This is a genomic window from Egibacteraceae bacterium (assembly GCA_035540635.1).
In the GTDB taxonomy this organism is placed as follows: domain Bacteria; phylum Actinomycetota; class Nitriliruptoria; order Euzebyales; family Egibacteraceae; genus DATLGH01.
Genome location: DATLGH010000100.1, coordinates 1 through 12,396 on the forward strand (window position 1 = coordinate 1; position 12,396 = coordinate 12,396).

The window sequence follows — 12,396 nt, forward strand, 5'->3', positions numbered from 1 at the left end:
CGTCGCCCTCGCCCTCTCCGTCGCCCTCGCCGTCCCCGTCGCCCTCGCCCTCTCCGTCGCCCCCGCCGGACAGGCGGTCGGCCGGCGAGGGCGAGGGCGAGGGCGACGGCGAGGGCGACGGCGACGGCGCGGGCGTGAGCGCCTCGACCGTGCCTGCGGCGTCGATGCGGCCGTGGCGGACCCACGAGCCGACGGGCACGGCGGTCGCCGTCAGCGCCGACCGCAGCTGCGCCACGCTTGCTGAGGGCGCCTTCACCCGGGCGAGCCCGAGCGCCCCGGCCACGACCGGTGCCGCCGACGACGTGCCGCAGAAGGTGCGGTAGCCGCCGCCCTCCACCGCAGCGACCGCGGCGAGGTTGCAGCCGGGAGCGGCGACATCGACCCAGCTTCCCCGGTTCGTGTAGTCGTCGGGCTGGTCGGTACGGCTGGAGGCCGCCACACCGACGACGTCGGGGTTTGCGGCTGGGTAAGCCATCGTCGTGGTCGCGTCGTTGCCCGCCGAGCCGACGAGGACGACCTCGCGCTCGACGGCGTAGGTGATCGCGGCCTCGAGCGACTTCGTCGACGAGGCGCCTGCGACGCTCATGTTCACGACCGACGCCCCGTTGTCGACGGCCCACCTGATGCCGGCGGCGAGGTCGGACATGTAGCCGCCGCCGTTGGCGCCGAGCACCTTGACCGGCATGATCGCGCAGCTCCAGCAGACACCCGCCACCCCGCGGGCGTTGTTTCCGCGGGCTGCGATGACCGCGGCGGCTGCGGTGCCGTGACCGTTGTCGTCGGCGGTGTTCGCGTTGCCCGCGAGCACGTTCCAGCCGGCCACGACCGCGCCGGCGAGGTCCTCGTGGCCCGCGTCGACGCCGCTGTCGAGCACGGCGATCCTGACCGTGGCGCTGCCCGTGGTCGTCACCCACGCCCGCGGGGCGCGCACCCGTGCGGGTCCCCACTGCTGCGTCCACAGCGGGTCGTTCGGCGTGACCTCCTGGGCGTGGACGAGGACGTCACGCTCGGCGTACTCCACGGCGGGGTCCTGGTTCAGCGCCGCGAGCGTCCGGTCGATGCGCGACGGGCTGGCGTGGAGCACCGTGGGCGCCGGCGCGTCGGCGAGCTGCACGACGATGCGGTCGGGGGCCTGCCCGCTCGGCGGGTCCGCCTCCGCCCGCGCGGGAGCGCCGGCGAGGGTCAAGCTGAACAGCACCGCCAGACCGACGGCGGCGCCGCTCGTTCGTGTCCCAAACCGCACCATGTGTCCGTCCTCGCACTCGTCGTGTGCCAGGGGTATCGGTGCGTTGGGCGGCGGCCTGAAGGGCGGCGGACGGCCACAGGTACAGTGAGGCGATGCCCGAGGGTGACACCATCCACCGGTCCGCGCGGGCGCTCGGGCGGGCGCTTCGGGGCGGTGTGGTGGCCGCCGTGGCGGCCGGCCCGACCGGTCCGCGCTCAGCCGCCGTGCAGCGCCTCGTCGGCGAGACGGTCGAGCGGATCGAGGCACGAGGCAAGCACCTGCTCGTGTGGTTCTCGCCGAGCGGGCTGGCGCTGCACACCCACATGATGATGTCGGGCGCCTGGCACCTGTACCGCCCGGGTCAGTCGTGGCTGAAGCCACGCCGGCGGGCGACGGTCGTGCTCGAGGTGCCGGGCTGGACCGCCGTGTGCTTCTCGGCCCCGGTCTGTGAGCTGCTGACCGGCGCCGAAGTCGCCCGGCACCCGGCGCTCGCCGGACTCGGCCCCGACGCCAACGCCGAGCGGGCCGACCTCGCCGTGGCCCGGGCCCGCCTCGACGCTCGCCCACGCTGGACGATCGGGGAGGCGCTGCTCGACCAGCGTGTCCTCGCCGGCGTCGGCAACGTCTACAAGTGCGAGGTGCTCTTCCTGCACGGCGTCGACCCGTGGTGCCCGGTCGCGGCGGTGACGCCGGTCACGCGCGACGCCCTGCTCGTCACCGCCGAGCGGCTGCTGAAGGCCAACGCCGCGTCGGCGGACGCCGCCCGCTCGACGACGGGCGGGCGGGGCCCGGGCGCGCGGCTGCATGTCTACGGCCGCGCGCGCCGGCCCTGCCGCCGCTGCGGCACCGCGGTCCGGGTCGCCCGGCAGGGGCCGCAGGCGCGCCTCACCTTCTGGTGCCCGCGCTGCCAGCCGCCGGTCGGGGGCGGGGAGCTCCCGGAGAGGCGCCCGACGAGGCGGTAAGCGAAAGGCCCCGGCCGGAGCCGGGGCCTTCACTGAATCCGTGTGCCTAGACGATCGTGACGTTCGCGGCCTGCTCGCCCTTCGGGCCCTGGGTGATGTCGAACTCGACGGTGGCACCCTCGGCGAGGGTCTTGAAGCCCGACCCCTGGATGGCCGAGAAGTGCACGAACACGTCGTCGCCGTCGTCGCGGGAGATGAACCCGTAGCCCTTGTCGTCAGAGAACCACTTGACCGTACCTGTTGCCATGTGCGTTGCCCTCGTCTCTTTCACGTGCGACAGACCCTCGCGGTCTGGAGGGACTGCACCAGCATCAGGACCACTGCAGACTTCACGATCGTCGTGCCCTCACCCGTAACGGTAGCCCAGACCTCGCGGTTTGTCCCCGGAAAGTTGCCCGTCTTGGACGGGAGTTGGGGGACGCAGGCCCTCCCGCTACGGTGGGAGACCCGGACGCCTATCCATCAGAGACGTTGCCATGTGCGGATTCAGCGGCGAGGTACGGACGGACGCCAAGCCCGCCGACACCTTCGCCGTCCAGCGGATGACGGCTGCCATGCTCCACCGCGGCCCTGACGGCAGCGGCTTGTACGCCCACGGCCCGGTCGCCCTCGGGCACTGCCGCCTCAAGGTCGTCGACCTGTCGACCAAGGCCGCGCAGCCCATGGTCGATTCCTATCTCGGGCTGACGATCGCCTTCAACGGGCTGATCTACAACTACGAGGAGCTCCGCCGGGAGCTGTCGTCGCGCGGCTACCGGTTCTTCTCGACGGGGGACACCGAGGTGCTCCTCAAGGCCTACCACGCCTGGGGAGTGGACTTCGTCGACCGTCTCCAGGGCATGTTCGCCTTCTGCATCACTGAGCGGGACACGGGGCGGGTGGTGTTCGGCCGTGACCGGCTCGGCATCAAGCCGCTGTACCTCGCCGAGTCGCCCGGGCGCATCCGCTTCGCCTCGACCCTGCCGGCGCTGCTCGCCGGAGGCCAGGTCGACACCGACGTCGACCCGGTGGCGCTGCACCACTACCTCACCTTCCACGCCGTCGTGCCCGCCCCGCGCTCGATTCTCAAAGGCGTGCGCAAGCTTCCCCCCGCGACCGTGCTCGTCGTGGAGGCCGACGGCCGCCAGCACCGCAGGACGTACTGGCGCCCCAGCTTCGTGCGTGACCCCGCCCACGCCGACTGGAGCGCGCGCGACTGGCAGGACGCCGTCCTCGGCGCCCTGCGGGTGGCGGTGTCGCGGCGTCTCGTCGCCGACGTGCCGGTCGGCGTGCTGCTGTCGGGGGGACTCGACTCGAGCCTGATCGTCGGCCTGCTCGCCGAAGCGGGGCAGAAGAACCTTGTCACCTACTCGATCGGTTTCGATGCCGTCGGGGGCGAGCAGGGCGACGAGTTCGCGTACTCGGACGTGGTCGCGCGCACGTTCGGCACCGACCACCACCGAATCCGGATCACCAGCGAGCGGATGCTGCCCGCGCTCGGCGACGCCATCGCGGCGATGAGCGAGCCGATGATGAGCCACGACGCCGTCGCGTTCTACCTGCTGTCCGAGGAGGTCGCGAGGACGATGAAAGTCGTCCAGTCGGGCCAGGGCGCCGACGAGGTCTTCGCCGGCTACTCGTGGTACCCGCCGCTGCTCCCACTGCCTCCCGGGGAGTCCGGGGTTGCGCCCTACCGGGACGCCTTCTTCGACCGCTTGCACAGCGAGATGCCTGATCTCGTCAGTCCCGAGTACCTGGTAGCGGCCGACGTGTCGACCGAGCTGGTGGCACAGCACTTCGCCATGGAGGGCGCCGAGACGGCCGTCGACCGCGCGCTGCGCCTCGACACCACGGTCATGCTTGTCGACGACCCGCTGAAGCGCGTCGACAACATGACGATGGCCTGGGGGCTCGAGGCCCGGGTGCCGTTCCTCGACCACGAGCTCGTCGAGCTCGCCGCGAGCTGCCCCCCCGGGCTGAAGCTCGCCCACGGTGGCAAGGGCGTGCTCAAGGAGGCCGCGCGCAGGGTCATCCCCAGCGCGGTGATCGACCGCCCGAAGGGCTACTTCCCCGTGCCGGCGCTGAAGTACCTGCGGGGCCCCTACCTCGACCTCGTCCGCGAGGCCCTGACCGCCCCGGCGGCCAAGGAACGCGGGCTCTTCCAGCCCGCGTACGTCAACGAGCTGCTCGCCGACCCCGAGGGACAGCTCACCCGTCCCGGGGCCAGCAAGCTCTTCCAGCTCGGCGTGCTCGAGCTGTGGCTCCAGGCACACGACGTCTAAGACACGCCGCTTGCGGGAAGTCGACACAGACCATGGCGAAGCACTACGACCCCAGGGTCCGGCGAGACGACCAGCTGTCGACGCGGAGCTGGAGATGCCCGCCGGACCGCCGCGCCGGGGACATGCGACCGAAGGCCGTCGTCGACTGCGGGTGGGGCCGGTTGCTGTTCGCGCAGACGTTCGCCGACTACGACGAGCTCGAGGCGGAGATGCGGGGAGAGGCCGCCGGCCGGCGCGACATCGCCCTGTACCTGCGTGATCCGCACGTCTTCGTCGCGCGGGCGCCCGACGAGCTGTTCATCGACCCGTCGCTGTTCTACCGCCTGTGGCTGCACCGCTACCGGCCGGCGCGCGAGCCGGTCCGGGGCGTGATCGTGCGCAAGATGCGCACGCAGGCCGACGCGGAGGCCGCCGATCGGCTCTACGCGCTGAACGGGATGGTCGCCGCCGACCCCGAGGTCATGTGGGCGAACCAGCGGACCCGGGTCTTCACCTACCTCGTCGCCGAGGACGCCGAGTCGGGCGAGGTGATCGGCACGGTGACGGGCGTCGACCACCACCTCGCCTTCGAGGATCCGGAGTCCGGCGCCAGCCTGTGGTGCCTCGCAGTGGACCCGCAGGCGCCCGCACCGGGGGTCGGCGAGGCGCTCACGCGCACGCTGGCGGAGCGCTACAAGGCCCGCGGGCGGGCCTATCTCGACCTGTCGGTCATCCATGACAACGCCGCCGCCATCGGCCTGTACGAGAAGGTCGGCTTCGAGCGCGTTCCTGTGTTCCTCGTCAAGCGCAAGAACCCGATCAACGAGCCGCTGTTCGCCCCGGCGCTGCCCGAGCAGGAGCTCAACCCGTACGCGCGCATCGTCGCCGACGAGGCGCGGCGGCGGGGCCTCACCGTGAAGGTCCTCGACGCCGACGACGGTTACCTCCTCCTGTCGCAGGGCGGGCGGAAGATCGTCACGCGCGAGTCGCTGTCGGAGCTGACCACCGCCGTGGCGATGAGCCGCTGCGACGACAAGCGGGTCACCCGCAAGATCTTCGTGGAGGCGGGCCTGAGCGTCCCCCGCGGCCGGGAGGCGACGTTTGACGATGCCGATGCGGCGTTCCTCGAGGAGCTCGGCGAGCTCGTCGTCAAGCCGGCCCGCGGCGAACAGGGCCAGGGGGTCGCCGTCGGGGTGCGTGACCGCGACCAGCTCACGCGGGCGGCGGAGGGAGCCCGCGGGTGCGGCAGCCGCGTCCTTCTCGAGGAGTGCGTCCACGGGCACGACCTGCGGGTGATCGTCATCGACCACGAGGTCGTCGCCGCCGCGGTGCGCCGCCCCGCCCAGGTCGTGGGGACCGGCCAGCTCTCCATCGCCGAGCTCATCGACAAGCAGAGCCGCCGGCGCGCCTCGGCCACGAGGGGCGAGTCGACGATCCCCATCGACGACCACACCCGCGACACCGTCGCCGCGGCGGGCTACAGCCTCGACGACGTGCTCCCGGAGGGGGAGGTCCTGCAGGTGCGGCGCACCGCCAACCTCCACACCGGCGGCACCATCCACGACGTCACCGAACGCCTGCACCCCGACATCGCCGACGCCTGCGTCCGCGGGAGCCGTGCGCTCGACATCCCGGTTGTCGGCCTCGACCTCGTCCTGCCCGAGGTCGAGGGCGCCGAGCACGTCTTCATCGAGGCCAACGAGCGCCCGGGCCTGGCGAACCACGAGCCGCAGCCCACCGCCGAGCGCTTCATCGACCTGCTCTTCCCGCAGACGCGCGCACGGAGCTGACGCCGGTCTATCGTGGGGGCTGGCCCCCCACTGGCTGGGGGCCGGTTGTCTGTCGGAGGAGTGGATGAGCCCGAAGCTGTTGCCCGTCGACATGCACTACGTCCGTGACGTCCTGTTGCGCCTGCTGCGCACGCCGAGCCCGTCCGGGCGGACCGACGAGGTCATGCACCTCATCGGGCGGGAGCTCGCGGACATGGGGATACCTTTCTCCCTGACCCGCCGGGGCGCGCTCGTGGCGAACGTCGAGGGAGAGCAGGACAGCCCCGACCGGGCGGTCGTCGTGCACTCGGACACGATCGGCTGCATCGTAAAGCGCATCAAGGAGAACGGGCGGCTTCAGGTCGCGCCGATCGGCACGTTCAGCTCGCGGTTCGCCGAGGGCGCCCGGGTGCTCGTGCTGAGCGACGACCCAGGGCTCTGCCACACCGGGACGATCCTGCCGCTGAAGGCCAGCGGCCACACGTACGGCGACGCGGTCGACACGCAGAAGGTCGCCTGGGAGCAGGTGGAGGTGCGCGTCGACGAGCTCGTCGAGACCGCCGAGGACACCCTCGCCCTCGGCATCCAGGTGGGCGACTTCGTGGCGCTCGAGGCGCAGCCGGTGGTCACGTCGTCCGGGTTCGTCAAGTCGCGCCACCTCGACGACAAGGCGGGCGTCGCCGCCGCGCTCGGCGCGTTCAAGACGGTCGTGGAACACGACCTCGTCCTTCCGGTCAGCGCCCACCTGCTCGTGACCATCGCCGAGGAGATCGGCCAGGGCGCCAGCCACGGGCTGCACGCCGACGTGGCCGAGATGGTGTCGCTCGACAACGCCGTCGTCGCACCCGGCCAGTACTCCAAGGAGACCGGCGTGAACATCGCCATGCAGGACTCCTCGGGGCCGTTCGACTACCACCTCACCCGCAAGCTGCTGCGCCTGTGCGCCGAGCTGGGCATCCCCGCCCAGCGCGACGTGTACAACTACTACCGCTCCGACATCGCCGCGGCCCTCGAGGCGGGCGCCGAGACCCGGGCGGCGCTCATCGGCTTCGGCGTCGACGCGAGCCACGGCCACGAGCGCACCCACCTCGACGGCATCCGCAACTGCGCCGAGCTCGTCGTCGCCTACCTCCAGACCCCCCTCACCTTCGCCTGGGACGAGCGCCCCGGCCCGCTGGAGGACTTCCCGAGACAGGAACAGGTGGAGCGCATCACCTGACGGGGCCGTCGACGGCCCTGGCTGCCAGGGGTGTCCATCCGCGCGCACCGTCTGGGTGCCCGGAACCGCACACCGTGTCCGACCCGTTCACCGCCCCGTGTTCTGAGCCTCTGGCGCCGGCGGCGGCTCCGGTGTGGCCGCTCCGAACCACGTCGCAACTGCTCGAGGCAGCTCTGGGTCCGAGAGGTCTCCTGCCCAGGCGACGTGCCCGTCGGGTCGGATCAGCACGGCCGGGGGCGCAGCGATCTCGCCAAGGACCGGAAGCTCCCACACGCCATCGTGCCTGGCGTCGACGAGCCGGACCCGATCCGCCCAGGAAGCGACGTCCAAACCGCCGGGGTCACCGAAGTTGAGCAGCACGGGCCGGGCGCCGTGCAGCAGCGTGAACACGCGCGTGGGACCGTGCGCGGTATGCACGTCGAGGTCGGGCATGCGCCGCCCGAGCAGCGGGTGTCCGGCTCCGAGGTCGTAGTGGATGTCGAGACCGGAGAGCATGGCGGCGATGCGCCGGCGCGGCCCGTCCATGCTCAGCAGCTCGGTCATGGTGTCGCGGAGGGCCTGGTGACGGTCGTCGGAGCCGCTGAGCGCGACTTGCGCCATGGTGTTGTGCAACACCCGGGCGCCGACCGGATGCCGTTCGGCGTGGTAGGTGTCCAGGAGGCGCTCGGGTGAGGTCTTGTTCACCACCTGGGCCAGCTTCCATCCGAGGTTGACGGCATCCTGCACGCCGGTGTTGAGGCCCTGGCCGCCGTGTGGGGGATGCACGTGCGCGGCGTCCCCGGCCAGCAGGACACGGCCGTGGCGGTAGGAGGCTGCCTGGCGCGTCATGTCGGTGAACCTGGAGATCCACTTGGCGCTGCGAAGCCCGTAGTCCGTCCCGTACAGGGCGACAATTGCCTTGCGAAGCTCCCCCATGTTCGGGTCGCCGGTGTGGTCGGGATGCTTCTCGGTCAGCACGACCCGGTACGGTCCTCCACCCGCCTCTCGGTTCACGGGACCGATGCCACCACCTTCGCGGCGCATGCCGAGCTCGGGCTGCTCGTCCATCTCGACCTCGGCGATCAACCAGCTGGTCGAGGGATCCAAGCCGGCGAAGTCGATGCCGGCTGCCTTGCGGACCAGGCTGCGACCTCCGTCGCAGCCGACGAGATACTCCGCTCGAAGCGACGTGTCACCGGACAGCTCGACATCGACGCCCGTGTCGTTCTGGGCTAAGCCCACCACCTCGCAGCCACGACGGATCGGAACCCCGAGCTCGTCGAGCCAGCCAGCCAGGATCGGCTCGAAGTGGCTCTGCCAGAGCGCAAGGACGTAGTTGTGGCGGGTGGGGAGGTCGCTGATGTCCAGGAGGATCTGGGAGTAGCCCAGGTTCGGGTGTTCCTGGCCCGCCGAGAGGAAACGGTCGGCGATGCCACGCTGGTCGAGCACCTCGATGGTGCGGGAGTGGAGGCCCCCGGCTCGCGATCCGTCGACATCCTGACTGGCGCGGCGTTCGACGATGACGACGTCGACTCCCGCCAACGCCAGCTCGCCCGCCAACATCAGCCCGGTCGGGCCGCCTCCCGCGATCACCACGGCATGCTCCCTGACCGGTTCAGCGCTCCCACTCGACCGATCTGCCGACGGCAACACCCGCATGCCACGCCTCCTCGCTTCGTGGGTTCTGGCCGTGCTCGGCCCAGCGAACGAGCCATGGTCAGCACGTCTGGGTCGCTTGCGGCAAGCCCCCTGCCTCGCGCTATGATGCCGGTGGCGGCGGGGGGTGCACGCTCGACGGTGCGGGGGAGCTGACCGGGTCCCTACCTCGGCGCCCGCAGTGACGAAGCGGCGAAGGCGCCGCTCAGCCGGCCACGTTGTGCTGACATCCTGTCAGACCGTTCAAGGGCACAGGTGTCCTTCGTGCGGATCGCCGCCCAGTCGGCCTCGGTGAGCGCGTCGGCCAGCCACACGTCAGCGTTGGCCTCCTGCGTCGACATGGGCGACCCCGATGACCCGGCCACCGCACGGGTGAACTACCGGCTCACCCGCCGACTCCTCGCCGACAGCCGCACGTGGTGGGCACTCGAACAGACCCTGGGCGTGCAAGAGCGCCCGCGGGCGTCAACCGACACCCCCAACCCCGACCCAGCGTCGGGGTGAGGCAACCCGGCCACCAGCCACCGCTGGTTCTGCCCCAAACGGGAACGGTCCCGTTCTCCTCAGCGTGTACACAGCATGGCCAGGCAGGGTCGGGCTCCATGGACCCTCAAATATGCACCGGCTGCCTCGCTCACGGCCCGGTGTCCGCCAGCAGCGCCACTCCTCACGCAGATCTCGGCTTCGGCGATCGGGGGTCCACTTGAGGTTCTATCCCCAACTCAGGGCTCACATCCAGCTCGTGTGACCGATCTTGGACCCGCCGCCGCGAGTCTCGCCACGACAATCGTGGAGCAGACCAGTAAGGAGACTCACCCAGAAGCGCCCTCGACCAGTCGTCCAACGCCTTCCCCGTGCTCGACGCCGGGTGGTGCCGCGTTCGAGGGCGCGTCATGGGCGTTGAGGTGGCGTCCTAGTCCTGTGACACGATGCCGAGTAGGGCAACGAGATCGGTGACGTACCGGTCACCCTCGCCCTGGTCGAGCCGCCCCAGGCCCTGGCCGGTGGCGCGCAGCAGTTCGTCGGGGGCGGGCGGAGCCCACAACACCGCGACTTCCGCGGGGTGGGTGTCGATCAGTTCACGCAGCGCGGGACGGTTTTGCATCGCCCGTGCGTGCAGCTCGGCCTGCCGTGAGTGCCACACAAGCCCGTGGGTGTCGTGGCCGCCGACGCGGCGCCCGTGCAGTGCTCGTGCCCACACGCGCGTGCATGGGTAGTGCGCTGCGGCCGTCGCCACGAGCGCCGACCGGTCGATCCCGAGACGGTCCAGTTCGGGGTCACGGAGGTCGATCAGTCGTACTCCTCGCCGGAGGGCAACCTCGGCCTCGGCCCATTGGGCGAGCACCGCAAGCGGGATGCGCGGCGCGGGTGGGGCGGCGTCGTGGAAGGCGGACTCGAGCATGGCCGCAAACGTCGTCGCCGCGACGTACACGTGCCGGGTGCCCTCCAGAGGCGCGAATCGCGTGTTGCCTATGCCGGGCACAAGGGTGGCCGGGTCGGGGTGCGCGAACTGGTGACCGCGCCGCAGCAGCGTTTCGGACGGCAGCGCGTAGGTGCGTAAGCGGCGCAGCACCGCGCCAGCGGGTTGGGGCACGGAGCAGTCGTCACGGCCGCACGCGGCGACCCGCGTCACTCCTGGAACATGCCCGATACGGCGGTGTGAACGGCGTCGCTGTCCCCGGCCGCGAGCACCTGCTCGGGAGTGCCGCCGTCGAGCCAGGTGTTGGGGGTAGCGAACCAATCCCAGACCGCCCACCCGCTCATCCCGTGCCCGGCGAGCCGCGCCACGACCGCCGAGGCGGCGGGGTCGAGCGCGAACGCGTCGTCGAGTTGGAACGTCGGGACCAGCAGCGTGCCCTCGTGTGTGACGGTGACGAGCGCGCCGGCGCCTCGCTGCCGGGTAACCCACTGTCGCACCGCCGCCTGGCTCCTTCCGGTGGCCTTCGCGAACATCTCGATCGTGATGGCCCCACCGGACTTGAGCAGGACGGCGCGGGCCTCGTTGACCAGTCGGGCGCGCTCGGCCGCGGCGTGGTCGAGTACTGGCTCCACGACCCGTGCAGCCATGACGGAACCGCCGGTGACCATCAGACACCTCCTGTGCTGGTCATGACCGTAGCACAGCCTGCCCCACATGACAGGTGAGACACTTGGCTAAGTGGCGACACCTGACGGGACAGGCAATGTCGGTCCGCGCAGGTGTTGGGCCTCAGTCGATAGGCGCCGCATTGCAGCCAGGCCACCTGGGATGGCGCAGCCTGTTGGCCTTGAGCAGCTTGCAGGTCTGGAGCGCCGTTCAATTGAGACAGGAGGCAAGCAAGGTGCCGACGCCCGCCCTGGGCCCCGACCTTCCCCGCTACTCAGCGTGCCCACTTTGGAGTTCGTAGGCTGTCGTCGCACATTCACGCGGCGATCCAGGCATGGTGGGACATCCCTCGGCTCTCGTAGGCGAGCGTCCAGCGGGGGTGGGTCGGGCCGCGTCCGGCTTGGCGATAGCGGTCCGCTTCGTGGCGGGAGTTATCCGCTCGCTGAGCGCTGTGCTAGCCACAGCACATGGCTGATGGCGAGCCCGGCGGCGAATTCCGATGGTAAAGCCTGGTCAGCGCAAAGGTCTGGTGCCCGCGGCAGGATTCGACCTGCGAACTTCCTGCCCGGAGGGAGCAGAGTCAAGCGCTGTGCTCACCTGCGGAAACCCGCTCTGCGCCATCACTCCGCGGGAGCGAAAGCGGCCGAATTTGGAGGCCGCTGATTCGCGGCCTTCGCGGCCTGACAGGGTTTTAGGGCCTGGCGGGGGCTTTGAACTTGCTCCAGAAGACGAGGAAGGTCTACGACCGTCTCCTGCCAGACGCGATCAGAGGCGATGTCGCCGGTAGCGCGTGGGCAAGCACGCTTCGGAACCCATACAGCTCTGCCCACGGATCGACACCTGGCGGGAGCTCTGCTGCCTTGCGGAGGGGCTCGGTGAGGTGGCCGGCGACCGTCCACAGCCGCTCGATCGCGAGCCGGCGCACCTCGTCGGAGTCGCGGGAAGCGGCAAAGGCGTCGGTGTCCGCATCGACCACACGCGCGCTCATCGCGACTGGCCTCGGCGGGCGGCCCGGCGGGCACGCAGCTCGGCGACGCCGGCGGCGCCACGGTGCTTGACTGGCTGGACAGTGCCGACGCGGGCGCGTTGGCGCACGCCGAGCTGGAGGAGCGCCTAGAAACCACCGGCCGCGAGTTGGTGCGTCAGATGTTTCAGGACCACCTTGACGTGCGCGCCCAGCGCGAGACCCGCGTGGAGGTCACCGACGTGCACGGCGCGACCCACGGCGCTGTGGAGGCCGGCCACGTCCGTGGGCTTCAC

Annotated in this window: 12 protein-coding genes; 6 read left to right on the forward strand and 6 right to left on the reverse strand. The window is 71.0% G+C overall.

Annotated elements, in window-relative coordinates; translation table 11 throughout:
* On the reverse strand, nt 1-1,246 hold a 1,246-nt coding region (locus VM324_15305; protein HVM00655.1), incomplete at its 3' end, for a S8 family serine peptidase.
* 92 nt (nt 1,247-1,338) lie between these two features.
* On the opposite strand from VM324_15305, the gene VM324_15310 reads away from it, so the two are divergent.
* Nucleotides 1,339-2,187, forward strand: a complete 849-nt coding sequence (locus VM324_15310; GenBank protein ID HVM00656.1) for a DNA-formamidopyrimidine glycosylase family protein — start codon at nt 1,339-1,341, stop codon at nt 2,185-2,187.
* Between the two features lie 46 nt (nt 2,188-2,233).
* Here VM324_15310 and VM324_15315 read toward each other — a convergent pair whose 3' ends face one another.
* Nucleotides 2,234-2,434 carry a cold-shock protein gene (locus VM324_15315; protein HVM00657.1) on the reverse strand — a complete coding sequence of 67 codons (201 nt, stop codon included), beginning with the start codon at nt 2,432-2,434 and terminating at the stop codon, nt 2,234-2,236.
* A gap of 229 nt (nt 2,435-2,663) precedes the next feature.
* Here VM324_15315 and VM324_15320 point away from each other — a divergent pair, with 229 nt between their 5' ends.
* The 3 genes from VM324_15320 to VM324_15330 all read left to right on the forward strand — a co-directional run bounded on the left by VM324_15320 (nt 2,664) and on the right by VM324_15330 (nt 7,415).
* Nucleotides 2,664-4,448: an N-acetylglutaminylglutamine amidotransferase gene (locus tag VM324_15320; protein ID HVM00658.1), complete on the forward strand. Its 1,785-nt coding sequence runs from the start codon at nt 2,664-2,666 to the stop codon at nt 4,446-4,448.
* 32 nt (nt 4,449-4,480) lie between these two features.
* Nucleotides 4,481-6,217, forward strand: a complete 1,737-nt coding sequence (gene ngg, locus VM324_15325) for an N-acetylglutaminylglutamine synthetase (protein HVM00659.1) — start codon at nt 4,481-4,483, stop codon at nt 6,215-6,217.
* A 64-nt stretch (nt 6,218-6,281) separates the two neighbouring features.
* Nucleotides 6,282-7,415, forward strand: a complete 1,134-nt coding sequence (locus VM324_15330) for an osmoprotectant NAGGN system M42 family peptidase (protein ID HVM00660.1) — start codon at nt 6,282-6,284, stop codon at nt 7,413-7,415.
* Between the two features lie 87 nt (nt 7,416-7,502).
* Here the strand turns inward: VM324_15330 and VM324_15335 are convergent, their stop codons facing one another.
* Entirely contained in the window at nt 7,503-8,990 is a 1,488-nt protein-coding gene (locus VM324_15335; protein HVM00661.1) for an FAD-dependent monooxygenase, read from the reverse strand.
* Between the two features lie 324 nt (nt 8,991-9,314).
* Here VM324_15335 and VM324_15340 point away from each other — a divergent pair, with 324 nt between their 5' ends.
* Complete coding sequence (locus VM324_15340) at nt 9,315-9,554, forward strand: hypothetical protein (GenBank protein HVM00662.1); 240 nt, start codon at nt 9,315-9,317, stop codon at nt 9,552-9,554.
* 409 nt (nt 9,555-9,963) lie between these two features.
* Here VM324_15340 and VM324_15345 read toward each other — a convergent pair whose 3' ends face one another.
* The 3 genes from VM324_15345 to VM324_15355 all read right to left on the reverse strand — a co-directional run bounded on the left by VM324_15345 (nt 9,964) and on the right by VM324_15355 (nt 12,124).
* Nucleotides 9,964-10,644, reverse strand: a complete 681-nt coding sequence (locus VM324_15345; protein ID HVM00663.1) for an RES domain-containing protein — start codon at nt 10,642-10,644, stop codon at nt 9,964-9,966.
* A gap of 35 nt (nt 10,645-10,679) precedes the next feature.
* On the reverse strand, nt 10,680-11,138 hold the full coding sequence (locus VM324_15350; GenBank protein ID HVM00664.1) for a hypothetical protein: 459 nt from the start codon (nt 11,136-11,138) through the stop codon (nt 10,680-10,682).
* A gap of 737 nt (nt 11,139-11,875) precedes the next feature.
* Nucleotides 11,876-12,124: a hypothetical protein gene (locus tag VM324_15355; GenBank protein HVM00665.1), complete on the reverse strand. Its 249-nt coding sequence runs from the start codon at nt 12,122-12,124 to the stop codon at nt 11,876-11,878.
* Nucleotides 12,125-12,186: 62 nt separating this feature from the next.
* Between VM324_15355 and VM324_15360 the strand changes: the two genes are divergently transcribed.
* A partial coding sequence (locus VM324_15360; GenBank protein ID HVM00666.1) for an ISKra4 family transposase occupies nt 12,187-12,396 on the forward strand: 210 nt, incomplete at its 3' end.